Raw genomic sequence first — 18,745 nt, forward strand, 5'->3', positions numbered from 1 at the left:
CTTGAACCAGCACACAAGATGCTACCTGCGCGAAATTAAGCTCACTAACCTTTGATATAAACAAGCCAGCATTCTGAATAATGAATTAATCACACTCACAACCAGAGACATATTTAATTAAATTGTTAGCTTGAGCTTATGTATTTTAACGGCTTACTGTCGATAACTAATGTTATTTATCACCTGTAAAATATTATTCATCTCTTCAGTTTAGTCTGCTAAGTTCCATCCGTTCATCAAATAAACAACCGCTGACGCAATCGTTATTGATATAAAAATCATGTAATTATTAAATTCATAAATTATGGGCGTCACTTCTAAATTTATTACTATAATTCTTCAATGATTTAATGTTTTGCCCTGTACTGCCGCTATACTAAAACAACGTTAGAGAGCTAACGGAATATAAAGGATATAGATTATGCGATCGACACTCAAAACACGGCTGCTGTTTAGCAGTCTTTCCGCTGTACTGATCACTATTGCTGTACTCGTAAGTATCTCTAGTTATTTCATTAGAAATAATGCGTTAGAAAACACCCAACATGAAATTGACCAACTGGCGAAGACTTTTTCATCCGGCATAGGTCAGTGGATCCAAGACAGAAAAATGGCCATCACTAGCCTAAAGCAAACCATTGAAGCCGAACCTAGTACCAACGTTACCCCTCATTTGTTGCAAGCGCATACTGCGGTTGACTTTGCCCTCACTTACTATGGTGACGAGCAAGGCAACATGTATCGCCAAGATCCGTCGCTGAATGCCGCAAATTATGATCCCCGCGTTCGCCCTTGGTATATGGATGCTAAAACGGCGGGTAAAATGATCATGACGGCGCCCTACGTCAGCGCCACATTGAAAAAACAAGTCGTAACTATAGCAGAACCTGTGATGGGCTCAGGCCAGCTCATAGGCGTAGCGGCTGCGAACTTAACCATAGATCAGTTAACAGATGCAGTGCAGCGCCTCCAAGTACCAGGCAAAGGTTACACTCTGATGGTCGATAATGCAGGGCTCATTATTAGTCATCCCAATAGCCAGCTAAATACTCAACAACTCACTAAAATCGATAGTAATTTTAGTAATAACTGGTTATCACAGCGCACTAATGCCAATACGATGGAAGAGCGAAACCTCGATGGTGCCACTAAGTTAGTCTATGTTGCGGCAATACCCTCAACAGACTGGGCGCTGATTTTCGTAATGGATAAGCAAGAAATCATGTCACAGGCAACCGATCTCGCTTGGTGGATGTCTGCCGTAGGTGTTGCACTATTGGTGCTGTTTGGTTTGATTTTAATCGCCATCTTTAAAATTCAATTCAAAGATCTCGAACGCGTTGCCCAAGCACTCAATGATATTGCCGAGGGCGATGGCGATCTCACTGTGCGCATTCATACTGCCAACAGTCACGATGAAATTGGTATGTTAGCTTCGGGTTTTAACCGCTTTGTAGAACGTCTACACGGTATGATTTCCCGCATGCACAAGATTGCGGGTCAATTGGAATATCAAGCCAAAGGAAGTAGTGCGTCGGCAACGGATAACAGTCAGCGCATTGAAGTACAGCAAGATGAAGTGACTATGGTTGCCACTGCGGTGACCGAAATGGCCAGCGCCACCGAGGAAATTGCCAGTAATGCGGAGCATACAGCGCAGACCGCTCAAAATGCGGTCGGACTTTCAAACCATGGCCATAAACAGGTAATGCAAAGCCAGCAATCTATCCGTAATTTAGCCAGTGAAGTCGAAACTGCAGGGCGAATTATCGGTGAACTGAACGAGCACTCACAAAAGATCAACAGCATTTTGTTGACCATTAGTGGCATCGCAGAGCAAACCAACTTACTTGCACTCAATGCAGCCATTGAGGCGGCACGTGCAGGAGAACAAGGTCGTGGCTTCGCTGTAGTTGCTGATGAGGTGCGTGTACTGTCACAACGTACGCATTCATCGACACAAGAAATTCAAGCGATGATCGAAACCCTGCAACAAACCGCAGGCAAAGCCGTTAAGTCTATGACTCAAAGTCATGAAATGGCAGAAACCAGTGTGGCCGATGCTAATTCAGCCAGTGAAAGTCTGTTGCAAATCAGCAAAGCCATTAATGATATTTCAGATATGGCGAGCCAAATTGCCACTGCAGCCGAGGAGCAAACCTCAGTCACCAGCGAAATCAACCGTAATACAGAGTCGATTCGTGAAGTGTCAGAGAATCTCTCGATTGAGGCACAAACGTCTATGGTCCAAGCTCAAGAGCTCGCCCATTTAGCCGCATCATTGCAGCAGGAAGTTAATCGCTTCAAACTGTAATCAAAAGCCTTATTTTATATAAAGATTACATCAACAGTTCCATACAATAATGCCCGCAAGTGTCAGTGACATTTGCGGGCATTTCTTTACATATTATTTCTTTATAGACTTACAATGGCTTACCTAAAGCAAGCTTAAATGATCTTCATCGCTTTATTTTCAGGAATATTGGCCTCAGGTCGAAGCTCAGCATGTACGTTTCTTAATCCTTGATAACCCATTTCAATTCGATTTCCGCCATTCTTTTTAGCTTTATACATAGCGGCATCGGCACAGGAAATAAGCTGTTTCTCATTTTCACCGTGCTCTGGATACAGAGCAATACCGATACTCGGCAGAATATGGATCTGCTGTTCGGCAAGCTCGAAGGGGTGCTCGAATACTTGCAATATTTTTTGCGCGGCCAGCAGGGTATTATGTGCTGAATCAACTCGCTCAAGTAAGATGACAAACTCATCCCCCCCAAAACGCGCAACGGTATCTGAGCCCCTCACACAACTGACTATTCGCTGCGCCGTCACTTGCAGTAATAAATCGCCCACACTATGACCAAAAGTATCGTTAACCCACTTAAATTTATCTAAATCTAAATAAAGCAAAGAGAAATAACTTGATTCCCTATGGGCTCGAGATAGCGCCTTTTGAAATCTATCGTAAAAAAGCTCACGATTGGGTAACAAGGTTAACTGATCATAAAGTGCAATATGCTCTAATCGCGCGAGCATTTGTCGACGCTCAATCGCAAAAGCTATTTGCGTAGAAACAAACTCCAATAACTCACGGTCTTGGTGTGTATATGAAGCCGAAGTGGGCAAGCTATGCATAATCAAAGCGCCGATAACGCCTTTCTGTAGCTTCAGCGGCACACCCAGCCAACTTAAACAGCCATTACCCAAATCGTCACGAATCGCTTGGGGATAATCAGTTAAAGTCACGGGACACAGGAGTAAAGACTCAGCACTGCGGATCACTTGGTCAGTGAACACACTGAAACTTGCAATATCGATAAGTGAATCCTTGCCAGTAGCGGCTTTATAAGGAAAACTTAATTCATTTAAATCTTGATCGTACAATGCAATAGCAAAGTTTGCTGCAGGCAATAATTTAGCAATAATTTCATGAATTCGACGATATAGGGCTAGCAAGTCCTCAGCGACATGCACAGCCTCTGAAATCTCATATAAGGCTGCTTGTCTACGTTCGGCATTTTTGCTCTTAGAAATATCTCTAGCGACTGCGACACGTTGTTGATAAGCATCGGACCAACGTGCAGACCAAAGAATATCGACGATAACACCATCTTTACGCACATAACGGTTTTCAAAATCGACTTTAAAGCGACCTGCCATAATTTCATTGGCCGTTGCGAGAGTGCGTTCCCTATCCTCTGGAATGACAAGATCTAGCATCTGCATACCCATCATTTCTTCTGGGGTATAGCCAAAAATACGTTCTGCCCCTGCACTGACAAATTCAAACCTCCCCGTTTTATCGACGACACAAATAGCATCCAAGAGAAGGTCGATAAAATTGCTTAAGGAAGTGTAGCCATCATTATTCACGTAATTCTCCAATAAACGTCCGTCTTTGGCTAAGTCCTAAGTTTGATCATAAGCATAAAAATAATAATAACGCACTATTAGAGTAGGTTAATTTTCAATGTCATTCCAGAGTTGGCTAAGTTAAGTCCGACTTTTACAGAGTTAAATTCAAACAAAATCAAACACAATACTTAAGGCCATCGGTGGCACTATTTGACTCTAGACGACAGATATCGGCACAATGCCCTAAAATGTTGGTCAACATCAGAGCGCAGCTTTGGTACGCGCAAATGGCATTAAAGGAATTTATTTTTGAACCGATTGTGCTCTCCGTTACATCAACCCAACCATTTTCGCCTTGGGCTTGCCATGTGGTCGCACTCGAATTGGCAAGAAAGTGTGTATGGTCACGGAACTAAACAAGCGGAGCGACTCGCCCGTTACGCGACAATATTCAATACTGTCGAAGGGAACACCAGCTTCTACGCAACGCCTGCACAGCAAACGGTAATGAATTGGCACAGTGCCACGCCAGAGAGCTTTCGTTTTACCTTCAAACTACCGCAAACCATCACTCACCAAAGATTATTGCAACACTGCGGCCAAGAATTGAAAGATTTTTTCCAGATAATGACACCATTAATCGATAAAACAGGGATCTGGAAAATTCAACTGCCCGCCCATTTCGGCCCAGAAAACTTGCCTGCGTTAGCGCAATTTCTAGATCAAATCCCCCAAGGGTTAACCTATGGCGTCGAAGTCAGGCATGCTGCGTTTTTTGCTAAGGGAGATGCCGAGCGTGCGCTTAATCGATTACTCATCGATAAAAAAGTGAATCGCATCATCATGGACAGCAGGCCCTTGTTTGCACTGCCGCCAAGCAATGTCGCAATTATCGACGCTCACAAGAAAAAACCTCGAGTGCCAGTGCATGCGATTGCCACCGCCAATAATCCAGTGGTGCGCTTTATCGGCCAACCAGACGATGCCGTAACACAACTCGCACAGCAAGGCGTTACTGCTTTACCTAAGGATAACGATGCCTTTTTTGATAATTGGCTCACCCAACTCCCGCAATGGCTCGCAGAAGGTCGAGAACCCTATCTGTTTATTCATACTCCCGACAATGAAGCCGCGCCAGAACTGGCCATCCGTCTCTATCAAACATTGCGCAGCCAAATTGCAGCGCAGATTCAACTCGCCGAGTTAAGCCTGCTTGAGAAGATACCTGAGGAGACAAGTACGCAGATAGGACTTGCTTGGTAAAACGGGCGCGAGGTAAAACGGACGCAAGAAGAAACCCACGGCAAGCTCGCCGTGGGTATATACCCAAACAACCTGAAGATGCAGGATTCAGCGGGCTGATGTTAACTGAATGGTAACGCACTTTAGGCAAGGCCATTTATTGCTCCTGCATAAATGGCATTCACGCCATCCATGGCGATTGCGGTTATTTGCAGGCCTAGCGGGCTAAGTTAAAAATAACCAACGCAGCATAAAGTGCGTTAAAACCCGCCGGGACGGAGCGCCCAGGGCACTCCACTTCCGTGTTGCATCAATTCAAAAGGTGGCCGACATTCTGTCATTAATGCGCCTTGAATTGAAGCACCCTGTGCGCTCTGAAACTCGTATCTTCAGGTAGCTTGGGTATAGATGAAAAACAGCTTTAACTCGGGATAAATAAGTTATTCATTTGCTCAAAACCAAGGGAAATGGCTTTAGGTATTGAATCCTTATCAACGGCAATAACCGCATTATTTGACTCTCGCTGAAACGGTTTTGCCTTAATTGAATTTAACAAAATTGGATTAAGCAAAGTGCTATAGGCCTGTAAAAATGAAGCTGGGCCAGTGGAAAAACGCTGCACACCTGCGGCAAATAACTCGCCGATATCCATCTGCTCATTCAATAGCATAAAATTCAGTGGCATATCCACAGCGGCAAACAAGCGCTTAGCGGTCTCGACCTTAATCGCGCCAGGGATAAAGCCACCATCCGCACCCGCAGCCTGATATTGAGTTAACCTATCAATAGTCATAACGACTGCGGCCTCACCACTGGCTAAACCCAGTAAATACACATCAGTTCGCGCATTAATAAATAATCCTTGGCAACGAGGATGGGCGCGAATAGCTTTAATTTTTGCCACCATCTCAGCAACACTTGCACTGCCATCCTCAATATTAATTCCTGCTACGCCAAGCTCAGCAAGCTGCGCAACAAAAGCAGCAACCTCATCGGGATCTTGGCTATAACCAGATTCAATATCTATCGTCACGGGCACTCGGCTCAGCCGTAGGATATTGTTCACTACGTCCAATAAAGCCGCTTTAGGTAGCGCTTGCCCATCGGGATAACCGAGCGACCAAGCCAATGCCGCGCTACTGGTCGCAATCGCACGGGCGCCCGATGCTTGGATGATGGCCGAACTGGCGGCATCCCAAGCGTTAGTTAATATCAGCGGCTCTGATTGTTGATGTAGTGCTTTGAAAAGTATTCTAGATAGCTCAGCCATCTTATGTCCTTGTTGGTGTTGAAGGCTCAACTCTAACAAGATGGCTTAGGTAATTATCGCGGGAAACGGCACTGAACCGAAAAGCCAAGCCCTCAAGGCTTGGCTATGTGAGCATTCAACTTGAGTATTCTTGGCTAACCCCAAAGTGCATTGGCAAGGATAAACACACTCGCGGAGAGCAACATAGTAATAGGTAGTGTCAGCAGCCAAGCAAGCATGATCTGCTTAATGGTTTGGATCTGAAGCCCTGAACGATTAGCCACCATAGTACCCGCAACAGCGGAAGACAAAATATGAGTCGTCGATACCGGCATCCCTGTCATACTGGCAATCCCAATAGAGACGGCAGCGGTTACCTGCGCAGCAATACCTTGGCTGTAAGTCATACTCGATGAACCAATTTTTTCCCCCACGGTATATACAATCCGCCGCCAACCCACCAACGTGCCGCAACCCAGCGCAGTCGCAATGGCAATAATCACCCAAATGGGCGCATACTCAGTAGTTCTAGTGAGATCTTTTCGCCATTTAGCTAATGAGCTCAAATCCTTAGCAGGAAGATCCAATTTAGCCACTTGGCGAGCAGTATCATCAATGCACAGCAATAAACGTCGCACCTCGCGTCGCTCTTCTACATCCATATCTTTGTAAGTCGAGACTTTTGCTAAGCGACGGTCAAGTAACGACATCGCCGGTAATACATTGGCAGATGAGCAATGGGCCAGCATATATTCGGGAACGTTGACCAAGGCTTTAAAGTCGATAACATCCGCGATAACGGCTTGGTTACGGTCATAAATCGCCATAATGCGACGATTAGCATCTTGAGTTCTTTCTAAATCATAGGGTTGACTGCCCATGTCCAAGGCAAAATAAGCCGGTGCCATACAAATCAGCACTAGCATCACTAAACCTATCCCCTTCTGTCCATCGTTAGAACCATGGGCGAAACTCACCCCCATAGCAGAGATAATTAAACTCGCCCTTGCCCAAAATGGAGGGTGTTTTTTACCATTAATCTGCATCTGCTCATCTGGGGTACGGTGAATTTTATGTTTCTGCCAAACGTATTTCATGATGAGCAAAAAAATCCCTGCCATCACAAACCCTAAGGTCGGCGAAATAATCAAGGACAGCATGATCTGCGTTGCTTTAGAGACATTAATGCCCTGCAAGATAGGCTGATGATTTATCCAAGCAAACGCGCCACCCACGCCCATTATCGAACCAATCAAGGTATGGGAACTCGATGCCGGAATACCAAAATACCAAGTACCTAAGTTCCAGATAATTGCCGAAAATAGCAGGGAAAACACCATCAGCAAGCCTTGGATTGAGTCCATACCGAGCAAGGAGTCTACGGGTAATAAATGCACTATCGCATAGGCCACCCCTAACCCCCCTAACAGCACACCCGCAAAATTAAATAGTGCGGAGGTAACGACCGCCAGATTTGCCGGCATTGCCTTGGTATAGATCACCGTCGCCACCGCATTTGCCGTGTCGTGGAAGCCATTAATAAATTCGTATGCCAGTACAAAAAGTACGGCAAGGACTAAACCCACCGACCACGCAAAGCCTAACGTTGTGAACATTTCAAACATAAAATACTTACCCATGGCGAGAACGCACACAGGTTACGCCCAAGTTTGGGGTCTTTTACAGTGAAAAATTGTTTAGATTGTCAAAAAGTGAATTAGCCCCCAATAACTCAGTAGCATGCTTGCAATTACAACTGGCTTGATTTTATTCGGCCAAATGAATATTTGTGCCGCGAAAAGGTGCAATATATTGATTCAATATTAAATAAGCCAACTAAAAATAGTGTTCATAACCATACGCCGTAACAGGGTTATATCCCATGATCGCCTAACCGAAATCGCTGTGGCGTCATCCTAAAACGCTCCTTGAAGGCTTTGATATAGGATGAATCATTTTGATAACCAATTTGGTGGGCCACATTCTGTATTGATAGGTCAGTGGCCAATAACGATAGCGAATAGATCAGCCGTAAATGTTGACGCCATAATACGAATGAAGAACCAAACTCCCTCACAAATAGCCTCGACAATGTTCGTTCCGATGCCCCAACCATCTCACCCCATTTCACTAAAGAGAAATCTAAAGCTGGCGTTTGGGTTAAATGCTCAAAAATCAATTTTAGGCGCCTATCTTGCGGTATCAGTAACTTGAAAGTCTGTCCTTCCGCACTATTAATTTGATCATATAACACCTCAAGCAAACGCAGTATTGGCGCCTGAACCATTGGATCAACATTCGTTGGGGTATTAAAAGCACATTGTTTTCTGAGCGTTAGCACTAACTCCCTTATAAAAGCACTCATGGCGACGGGCTTAACGATGGCACCATAATCTCGACCATACATAGGATTCAAATAGACACCAATAAAGCAGGTATCTGTGATCGCAACAGACTCATGCATGACACCTGCAGGCACAAAAAGCGCTGTGGTATGGGGGACCAAAAAAAGTGCCTCATTTGCCTCTGTCTGTAACAGGCCTTGAAGCGGAAAAATAAGCTGATGCCAACAGTGCTGGTGTAAAACATCCACATAACCCTTCTGCATCTCAATCGTTTTGACAAAAGAAGGCATATTAGGCGCTTGCTCAATAATGGCGTTAATCGAATCGAGTTGGCGACTTAGCATCATTACTTGTCCATATAACGTTATTCAGCCAAATAAAAAGGATTGTAGCATAGCGTTATCCCATAAAAGACACAGGAAAACTCGATGCGCATTCATTGCATTATCCATGAAAGCTATGAAGGTCCAGGCTATTTTAGCGATTGGGCTGCAAGCAAAAACTACAGTATGAGCTTTAGCAGAATCTATCTAGATGAAGCTTTACCCGACAATAGTGATGGTTTTGATCTATTAATTATCCTCGGTGGCCCTCAGTCTCCCGCGACATGCCAAAGTGATTGTCCATATTTTGATAGCCAAGCAGAACAAAGGTTTATCAGACAAGCTATCCAAAAAAATAAAGCCGTTGTGGGGGTTTGTCTTGGGGCACAGTTAATCGGAGAGGCATTAGGTGCCCGTTATCAAAAGAGCCCGCATACCGAGATTGGTTACTTCCCCATTGAACTGACTGCGGCAGGAAAAAGTGATATTAACCTTAAGACATTTTCGACCACTGAAGTGGTCGGCCACTGGCATAATGATATGCCAGGCCTCACTCCCGATTGCGAAGTGCTCGCCACAAGTGCAGCCTGCCCGCGGCAAATTGTACGTTACACAAATTTAGTTTTTGGATTTCAATGCCATCTTGAATTTATCAGTAGCCAATTAGCGCCATTAATTGCTCAAGAAAATGCTTTTTCTAGCACACAGAAAATGCCATATATTCAAAGCCCTGAGTTCATACTGGGGCAATCAACGGCTAAGATGAATCAGTTACTGGGGCATTTTTTAGATAATCTAGTCCTAACCTATCAAGCCGTATAAAGTAAAAAGTGGCTCAAGCCAAAACAAAAACGCCAGCTAAGTTAGCTGGCGTTTTAGATTAATGACTCACAAATCGCTTATTGCAAATGACCCGCATTGTGCAATTCACGATCATCCTTTGCAGGCGGATTCCACTGATACATCCAAGTCTCAGATAATGGCTGACCATCGACCTCCAAATAGACTCTCAAGTTAATCGGCTCAGTACCGTCTCCGGGGGGCACTACGTCAAACATAGCGCGGTAACCATTAATCGAGGCTAAAGGACGGGCAGATTCAATTTCCACTTTGCCTTCAGATGCTGTGATCACGGCTTTAACTTGGGTGTCTTTACCTATCATAGGTAAGGTGCCGCCCGCGAAATCAACCACAAAACGCTTACTGTAGTATTTGCGTTTCTGGCCAACTACACCGCCAATCCCGGTGAAGGTATCGACAACCCGAGCACGGGGTGATTGAACCGGTGGAATGCCACCCCAGTACATGTTGTAGCTGTACAGCAGCTCTTGACCAGGAACAATCGGCTCAGCAGGATTCCAGAAAGCCACTATGTTATCGAAGGTTTCATCCAGTGTTGGAATTTCAACCAACTGCACTGAACCTTTACCCCAACTGCTGGTTGGTTCAATCCATAGGCTTGGGCGTTTATCATAAAACACGCCGTCGTCCTGATAATGATCGAAGTTACGATCACGTTGCAGTAAGCCAAAACCTTTTGGATTTTCATCGCTATAGGCGTTGAATCGCAGGTTTTCAGGGTTACCTAGCGGACGCCAAATCCATTCACCATTCCCCGTGTGCATGGCTAAACCATCGGTATCATGGATTTCTGGACGCCAGTCATAACCGGTGCGACGATCGTTCTCACCCACCATAAACATACTGGTCAGTGGCGCAACGCCTAAACGTTCAATCGCTTTACGTGGATAAACAGCCACATCCACCTTCATTTTTAAACGTTCACCCGGTTCGATATCAAAACGATAAGCCCCCGTGACACTCGGAGAATCTAACAAGGCATACACAGTGGTGATATTCGATCCTGGTTTAGGTTTTTCTAACCAGAAATTGGTGAACATTGGAAACTCTTCGGGTTTTGGCAGTGCAGTATCAACCGCTAAGCCGCGAGCCGACAAACCATACTGCATTTCTTGACCCACAGCGCGGAAATAACTGGCGCCAAGGAAGGCAACAATGTCACGCTGCCAATCGGTATTAAATTGCATACGGAAACCCGCAAAACCAAGATCCTTAGGCAACTGACTACCCTTAACCTTTGACTTGCCGTAATCGAACATTGAAGGTGAATATTCGATTAACTTAGCCTTACCCTCATTTAGCTCATAAATATGAATAGGGGTATCGAAAAACAGCCCAAGATGGAACAGTTCGGCACGAAACTCCGAATCTTGATCGCGCCATAGTGCGGCTTTCTTCTTGAAGTGGAATTGTTGGTAATCATCCCAACTCATGCCCTGAAGGCTTTTAGGTAATTCGCCTTTATGACTCTCATAGGGTTGTGCAGCCATAGTACGGGCATAACCCTTTAGCCAAGCGTAACTAAACTCTTCACCTTCTTGTGGTGACGCCTGCTTACCTGCCGCACATGCTGAAAGACTCAGCAATACGCTACAGGTTAACAATACGCCGCCAACCATACGCTGCAAACGGCCGCGACGAGAGGAAGATTGGGCTTCAATCGAGGGTAATGTCACCCTCGATTCTTGATAAACGTTTCTTTGTTCGGGAAATAAATTGGGTTGCATAAGCAGACTCTGAATTGGTGTAACTTCCTGACACTTCCCTGCAAATCTGACTCAATTGCAGCGATGGCCCTGTGGAGAACTGTTGATGACAGAGGTAACAATACAGCGATCAGCAACAATTCGCCAGAATCTAGCATACTTTCTGTCGAATGGAATATGGCATGCTAGCTATTTTCAATCTTGAGGCCTATTTATGAAAATATGATTAAAAAATTCCGTTATTAACTGAATTTACGCCCATAAAAACCTCACTGCCAGCAAGAAGGCCGTCGACTTAATACCTGAAGATAAAGTGCACCTTCGGCATAGGTTAATTATCTGCTCAGCGTGTTAACTCGAAGAGATAATATCGCCAGCCCGCAAAATCGGTTTATGGCCTTAAAATCATACAAGTCGCCGTAGCAGTGGCGAGCAGTTTTCCATCCTGCGTTTTTAGCGTACCTTCCGAAATACCTAAAGACTTAGATAAATTGATCACCTTGCCCTCAGCCACTAACACTTGATGTTTAGGCACAGGTCGAATCATTTTAATATTCAAATCGATAGTGCCGTAACCAACACCCGCTTCAAGCAATGTATGCACGGCGCAACCTGTAACCGAATCCAGTACAGTCGCGGCAAAACCACCATGAACGCCGCCCAATGGGTTGAGGTGCTTATCATCGGCAGTCGCATGGAATGTCACCGTTCCTTCGTCGGCTTGAACCAGCGACATTGGCATAGTGAGAGAGATAGAAGGTGCGGGTAATTCCCCCCTTGCCATCGCCTGTAAAATAGCTAAACCCGACATTTGCTGAATATTCATATTCCACCTAAATTGATGAGCGTCAAAGCACATGAATAAAAATGACCGCTTAACCACTTTGGATTAGGCGATCATTTAACTGAAAATCCACTTAAACGCTCGGTCCGCATTAACCCCAGCGGCGCCTAAATTGGATCCATATACCACTAAAAAGACTAATAAATATAAGCTCAGCGAAGATCGAATCTATCTAAGTTCATCACCTTAGTCCAAGCGTCGATAAAATCATCGACAAATTGCAGCTGTGCATCACTGCTCGCGTACACTTCTGCGAGTGCACGCAGCTGCGAATTAGAGCCAAAGATCAAATCAACACGACTTGCAGTCCACTTTTGATGGCCGCTGACACGATCAACACCCACAAACATATCCTCCGCTTTGGAAGTGGGTTTCCACGTCGTCCCCATATCGAGCAAGTTAACAAAAAAGTCATTGGTCAAAAACTCAGGACGCGCAGTCAAGACACCCGTTTTTGACTGATCAGAGTTCGTATCTAACACCCGCAGACCGCCAATAAGCACTGTCATTTCCGGCGCAGTTAAGGTCAGCAATTGTGCCCTATCGACCAATAACTCCTCCACCGAAACAGAAAACTGAGTGGGATGATAATTTCTAAAGCCATCAGCGACAGGTTCAAGTACTGCAAAAGATTCCACATCAGTTTGTGCTTGCGTGGCATCCATACGACCCGGCGTAAATGGAATCGTCACTTCAACCCCCGCATTTCTAGCCGCTTGATCAATACCGACACAGCCTGCCAGCACAATCAAGTCAGCTAGGGAGATTTTCTTACCTCCTTGATTGAACTCAGACTGAATACTCTCAAGCACTTTGAGCACCTTAGCGAGCTGCTCAGGCTGATTCACTGGCCAATCTTTTTGCGGTGCGAGTCGAATTCGAGCACCGTTCGCACCACCGCGCATATCAGAACCACGGTAGGTCGAAGCAGAGGCCCAAGCGGTTGCAACGACTTCTGAAATCGTTAATCCAGAGCCAATAATCTTCAGTTTGAGATCAGTAACATCCTGCTCATCAACCAAGGGATGATCAACCGCTGGGATGGGATCTTGCCAAAGAAACTCTTCTGCTGGCACTTCAGGACCCAAATAGCGTGTGCATGGCCCCATATCCCTGTGCGTCAGCTTGTACCAAGCCTTTGCAAAGATCTCAGCAAACTCATCAGGATTTTCAAAGAGTCGACGCGATATTTTCTCGTAATCAGGGTCGAAGATCAGTGCAAGGTCAGTGGTTAACATGGCCGGCACATGACGTTTTGAGGCGTCGTGCGCATCGGGGATCACCCCTTTACCCGCGCCATTTTTAGGTATCCACTGATGGGCACCCGCAGGGCTCTTAGTCAGTTCCCATTCATATCCGAATAGATTTTCAAAAAAATTGTTACTCCATTGGGTTGGTGTTGAAGTCCAAGTCACTTCGAGGCCACTGGAAATAGTATCGCCACCTTTACCGCTTTTATAGCGACTCTGCCAACCTAGCCCTTGCTGCTCAATACCTGCGGCTTCTGGCTCAGGTCCGACTAATGCTGCGTCACCTGCACCATGGGTTTTACCAAAAGTATGACCCCCAGCAATCAAGGCTACGGTTTCTTCATCATTCATCGCCATGCGGGCAAAGGTTTCGCGGATATCTACGGCGGCAGCGAAAGGATCAGGGTCGCCATTGGGTCCCTCAGGGTTAACATAAATCAACCCCATTTGGACTGCGGCGAGGGGATCTTCAAGGTCTCGCTCTCCCGAGTAACGCTTATCGTCTAACCATTTATTTTCCGCACCCCAGTAAATATCAGCTTCGGGTTCCCAAATATCGACTCGCCCACCAGCGAAACCTAAGGTTTTGAATCCCATAGATTCCAGCGCGACATTTCCTGTAAGGATCATCAAATCGGCCCAAGAGATTTTATTGCCATATTTTTGTTTAATCGGCCAAAGGAGCCGGCGTGCTTTATCGAGGTTTACGTTATCTGGCCAGCTGTTTAACGGTGCGAAACGTTGATTACCGCTGCCCGCACCACCGCGTCCATCACCGGTACGATAGGTGCCGGCACTGTGCCATGCCATACGAATAAATAGCGGCCCATAGTGGCCAAAATCTGCAGGCCACCAGTCCTGTGAATCCGTCATTAATGCGAGGAGATCTTGCTTTACAGCAGCTAAATTGAGGGATTTAAAGGCTTCAGCATAATTGAAGTCATCACCCAAAGGATTAGATAAGGAAGAGTGTTGGTGCAGAATATCGAGCCGGAGCTGTTTAGGCCACCAATCTCGATTCGAGGTGCCACCAGCAGAATGGTGCATAGGACATTTGTTCTCAGACATAACGTGCTCTCCTTCTGTTCGCAAAAAATATTCAAGTAAATAAAATCTAAATGACTTTTGCCGCAAGTTTGTACTGCTTAACGCTCTCTACCACAGACTAATCGTTTCAATAGAGAAATAAAAACCAGTCTAACGACCTTACCTTACCTCTAGATGAAACGCGATGAATCCGCTCATTAAAAAATATTCAGCAAAAATTACCCTTTCTAAAATAAGCTATTAAAGGATAGTAGAATGATACCAATCATAAAAAAACAAGGGCTGCAAAATGCAGCCCTTGTTTTTTTATTGGGTAAAACTATGGGGTAACTGACTACTTAACTTCTGCCACAGGTTTACGTCTATTGTGCGCAATGATCAGCGCAACTAAACAGATAACCCCGACAGCGATACCCACTGGCTGGCTCAAAGGTTGCGGTAAACCTAGGCCAATACCCGCAGTCATAATATAAGACACAGTAACGCTGGTGCCGCCAATTGCTGGTAAGCTAACAATCCAATGGAAGGTCCCGCGATCGAACAAATACTTAGTCGCTAACCACAACACACTGGTTGATAGCAGCATATTTGAGAAGGCAAAGTAACGCCAAATCAAAGAGAAATCGATCTTCGTCATAAAGTACGCAATGGTCAGAATAGGCACAGCAACCAATAAACGATTACGCATACTTTGCGGAATATGGAAGGCATCAATAATCGTCAAACGCAGCGAACGAAATGCGGTATCGCCAGATGTGATAGGGAAGATAGCCACGGCCACAATCGCCATAATACCGCCCGCAACACCTAAATACGTAGTTGCCACTTGATTAACCACTAAACCTGGGCCCCCTTGGTCGAGCAAACTCTTAAGCTCAACATAACCGCCAGGGAAAGCTGCAATACCCGCCGTTGCCCATACACAAGCAACGATACCTTCAGCAACCATAGCGCCATAATACACAGGGCGAACATACTTCTCATTCGTCAAGCAACGAGCCATGATGGGCGCTTGAGTTGAATGGAAACCGCTAATCGCACCACAGGTAATAGTCACAAATAACAGTGGCCAAACAGGTAGTCCATCAGGGTTTGGTTCGAGTAACTCATTGTTGTAATGGCTGTGGTCGAAATAGGCAAACACATCCCCCATTTCAGGTAACTGCGGCGCATTGATCATTAGAGCAACGGCGATAGAAACTGTCATGACTATCATCAACAAACCAAATGCGGGATATAATTTAGTGATGATTTTATCAATCGGCAGCATAGTCGCTAAAAAGTAATAGACTAAAATCACTAACACCCAGAAGGTATTATTGCCAAAGATGGTGTCTTTAAAATAATCGAGATTACTCAGTAAACCTGCGGGGCTCATGATGAAGACCACGCCCACAAAAAACAGCAGCATAGCCGTAAACAGCAACATCACGCCTTTAAAGTAAATATTAAAGTAGTGGCCCGCAATCTCTGGCAGACTCTTACCGTCTTCTTTTATGCTGAGCACGCCAGAAAAATAATCATGTACTGCGCCGCCAATAATATTCCCCAGTACAATCCACACTAAGGCTATTGGGCCATAAAGTGCACCGAGGATCGGGCCAAATATCGGCCCCACACCCGCGACATTGAGGAACTGGATCAGAAACGCTTTAGCCGGATGAACCGGAACGTAATCGACGCCATCTTCGAATCTCGCCTGTGGTGTAATCGCTTTAGGATCTATACCCGCTTGCCGCTCAACAAAGGGACTATAGAACTTGTATGCAAGCACTAAGAGTGCGATACAAATAAAGAAAATTAACATTATTTAATTATCCATACTTTAGTAGGAGGTGATTTAATGGAGAGTTTCATTGAGTTAGCGACTGAGGTCAAGCAACACACTATTAGACTAATGTCGGGTTGATTATCTGAAACAGCCGTACGAGTGGGTATAAATGAACAAACGCGTTAAAAAATAATCCCTATGAAGTATTTATGCACTCAGTAATACAACCAACTATTTTGATGTATCCCAATTGCCTCTTCTTGAACTCTTTGCCCTAGGTATTCCTGCAAACCATCGCTATCGAAAATGAAATGAACACAGACAATATCGCATGTGACTGGCGGCGAGATGCTAGCAGCATAGACGAGTGTTTCGTGACATCCCAATATACAACCCCAAGTTAAAGACACTATCTACACTCACAAACTAAACCCGCAATCTACACTACGATCGATAGCCACAACCTAAAGCTAACGTGCCACTTGATGATGCTCATCTAGCCCATTTTTAGGTTACTAATGGTTCGACTTTATCACTCATTATTTTTAGCTATTTTAGAAAACAAAAAACCAGCCAAATGGCTGGTTTTTTAGGGGGTATTTCATCGTAGCGATGCTCAGGTCATACCTAAATCAATCACTGTAAACTTAACCTATTGCGACTTACTAAAAGTCGAGTGGCTAAACTAATACAACAAAATGTACAACGAAATACCTTGTTCGACTGCATTACCCCTGTGGGCGCATGGCAGGGAACAGGATCACGTCACGGATAGTATGAGTATTAGTGAACAACATCACTAAACGGTCGATACCAATACCTTGACCTGCCGTTGGTGGCAAACCGTGTTCCAGTGCAGTGATATAGTCTGCATCGTAGAACATAGCTTCGTCATCACCTGCATCTTTCGCGTCAACCTGTGCTTTAAAGCGGTTGTCTTGATCTTCTGCATCGTTCAGCTCGCTAAAGCCGTTAGCCACTTCGCGGCCACCGATGAAGAATTCGAAACGGTCAGTGATGAAATGGTTGTCATCATTACGACGTGCCAATGGTGAAATATCCGCTGGGTAGCCAGTGATGAACGTCGGTTGCATCAATTGCCATTCAGCTGTTTCACCGAAGATTTCTTCAAGTAGCTGACCACAAGTCCAGAACTTCTCAATCTTCATGCCTAAGCTTTTCGCCAAATCGCGCATGAATTCAACATCTTTCACTTGCTCATAGGTCATAGCTTGGATAGTCGCGTTATCAGGATTGTACTTCTGAATCGCTTCTAACATGCTTAAACGTGCGTATGGGCCGCCGAAATCAACTGTGTGCTCGCCGTAGGGCATTTGCGCACTGCCAAGCAGTTCGATAGCAATCGAGCTGAGCATTTCTTCGGTGAGGTCCATCAGATCTTTGTAGTCTGCATAAGCCATATAGAATTCCATCATAGTGAATTCTGGGTTATGACGTGGCGACAGACCTTCGTTACGGAAGTTACGGTTGATTTCGAACACACGCTCAAAACCACCGACCACTAAACGCTTCAGATATAATTCTGGCGCGATACGCAGATACATTGGCATGTCTAAGGCGTTGTGATGAGTGATAAAAGGACGCGCCGAAGCACCACCTGGGATCACATGCATCATAGGGGTTTCAACTTCCATGAACTCTTTTTTGATCATGAAGTTACGAATTGCAGAAACCACTTTAGAACGCATGATAAAGGCATTGCGCGAATCTTCGTTAACGATGAGATCCACGTAACGTTGACGGTAACGCATTTCTTGATCGGCTAGACCATAATAGTCCGCAGGCAATGGACGCAGGGCCTTGGTCAGTAACTCGTACTGTTCCATGTTGACGTATAAGTCGCCTTTACCAGACAAATGCAGCTGACCAGTTACACCTATGATGTCACCGATATCCAGACCTTGAAAACGCTCTTTCAAATCAGCTTGTACGCTTTTTTCAGCGTAAGCTTGAATACGGCCAGACACGTCTTGGATCACTAAGAAAGGACCACGTTTTGCCATGATGCGGCCAGCGATGCTGGTCTTAAAACCTAAGGCTTCGAGTTCTTCTTTAGTGTTTTGACCATACTGTGCTTGCAGTTCAGCCGCTTTATGGGTGCGACGGAAGGTATTTGGATGGGCATTAGCACTACAGTTTGGGCGGATGCTTTCTAGCTTGGCACGGCGCTCGGCGATCAGTTTGTTCTCATCAATTACTTGTTCAGTCATCTTATTTCTCGTCTATAC

Annotated in this window: 12 protein-coding genes; 3 read left to right on the forward strand and 9 right to left on the reverse strand. The window is 45.2% G+C overall.

Annotated features, from left to right (window positions below; translation table 11 throughout):
- The first annotated feature begins 421 nt into the window (after positions 1 to 421).
- Complete coding sequence (locus AAA952_RS08230) at positions 422 to 2,314, forward strand: methyl-accepting chemotaxis protein (protein WP_338255987.1); 1,893 nt, start codon at positions 422 to 424, stop codon at positions 2,312 to 2,314.
- 134 nt (positions 2,315 to 2,448) lie between these two features.
- Here AAA952_RS08230 and AAA952_RS08235 read toward each other — a convergent pair whose 3' ends face one another.
- A complete protein-coding gene (locus tag AAA952_RS08235; protein ID WP_338255989.1) occupies positions 2,449 to 3,876 on the reverse strand; it encodes a sensor domain-containing protein in 1,428 nt (475 codons plus the stop codon).
- Positions 3,877 to 4,224: 348 nt separating this feature from the next.
- Here AAA952_RS08235 and AAA952_RS08240 point away from each other — a divergent pair, with 348 nt between their 5' ends.
- Positions 4,225 to 5,121: a DUF72 domain-containing protein gene (locus AAA952_RS08240; protein ID WP_445190374.1), complete on the forward strand. Its 897-nt coding sequence runs from the start codon at positions 4,225 to 4,227 to the stop codon at positions 5,119 to 5,121.
- 400 nt (positions 5,122 to 5,521) lie between these two features.
- On the opposite strand, the gene AAA952_RS08245 is transcribed toward AAA952_RS08240, so the two are convergent.
- The 3 genes from AAA952_RS08245 to AAA952_RS08255 all read right to left on the reverse strand — a co-directional run bounded on the left by AAA952_RS08245 (position 5,522) and on the right by AAA952_RS08255 (position 9,038).
- Complete coding sequence (locus tag AAA952_RS08245; protein WP_338255993.1) at positions 5,522 to 6,370, reverse strand: isocitrate lyase/PEP mutase family protein; 849 nt, start codon at positions 6,368 to 6,370, stop codon at positions 5,522 to 5,524.
- Between the two features lie 134 nt (positions 6,371 to 6,504).
- Positions 6,505 to 7,974, reverse strand: a complete 1,470-nt coding sequence (locus tag AAA952_RS08250) for an inorganic phosphate transporter (protein ID WP_105252986.1) — start codon at positions 7,972 to 7,974, stop codon at positions 6,505 to 6,507.
- Between the two features lie 248 nt (positions 7,975 to 8,222).
- Positions 8,223 to 9,038 carry an AraC family transcriptional regulator gene (locus AAA952_RS08255; protein WP_338256282.1) on the reverse strand — a complete coding sequence of 272 codons (816 nt, stop codon included), beginning with the start codon at positions 9,036 to 9,038 and terminating at the stop codon, positions 8,223 to 8,225.
- 84 nt (positions 9,039 to 9,122) lie between these two features.
- On the opposite strand from AAA952_RS08255, the gene AAA952_RS08260 reads away from it, so the two are divergent.
- Positions 9,123 to 9,839, forward strand: a complete 717-nt coding sequence (locus tag AAA952_RS08260) for a type 1 glutamine amidotransferase (protein ID WP_338255998.1) — start codon at positions 9,123 to 9,125, stop codon at positions 9,837 to 9,839.
- 77 nt (positions 9,840 to 9,916) lie between these two features.
- Here the strand turns inward: AAA952_RS08260 and AAA952_RS08265 are convergent, their stop codons facing one another.
- The 5 genes from AAA952_RS08265 to lysS all read right to left on the reverse strand — a co-directional run bounded on the left by AAA952_RS08265 (position 9,917) and on the right by lysS (position 18,727).
- A complete protein-coding gene (locus AAA952_RS08265) occupies positions 9,917 to 11,605 on the reverse strand; it encodes a glucan biosynthesis protein (RefSeq protein WP_131524680.1) in 1,689 nt (562 codons plus the stop codon).
- A 370-nt stretch (positions 11,606 to 11,975) separates the two neighbouring features.
- Positions 11,976 to 12,410 carry a PaaI family thioesterase gene (locus AAA952_RS08270; RefSeq protein ID WP_028761608.1) on the reverse strand — a complete coding sequence of 145 codons (435 nt, stop codon included), beginning with the start codon at positions 12,408 to 12,410 and terminating at the stop codon, positions 11,976 to 11,978.
- Between the two features lie 170 nt (positions 12,411 to 12,580).
- On the reverse strand, positions 12,581 to 14,746 hold the full coding sequence (gene katG / locus AAA952_RS08275) for a catalase/peroxidase HPI (RefSeq protein ID WP_338256005.1): 2,166 nt from the start codon (positions 14,744 to 14,746) through the stop codon (positions 12,581 to 12,583).
- 313 nt (positions 14,747 to 15,059) lie between these two features.
- A complete protein-coding gene (locus tag AAA952_RS08280; protein WP_105250058.1) occupies positions 15,060 to 16,532 on the reverse strand; it encodes a carbon starvation CstA family protein in 1,473 nt (490 codons plus the stop codon).
- A 692-nt stretch (positions 16,533 to 17,224) separates the two neighbouring features.
- Positions 17,225 to 18,727, reverse strand: a complete 1,503-nt coding sequence (gene lysS / locus AAA952_RS08285) for a lysine--tRNA ligase (protein ID WP_338256007.1) — start codon at positions 18,725 to 18,727, stop codon at positions 17,225 to 17,227.
- Between the last annotated feature and the right edge of the window lie 18 nt (positions 18,728 to 18,745).

It is taken from the genome of Shewanella sp. M-Br (assembly GCF_036245925.1).
GTDB classification, from domain to species: Bacteria; Pseudomonadota; Gammaproteobacteria; order Enterobacterales; family Shewanellaceae; genus Shewanella; species Shewanella oncorhynchi.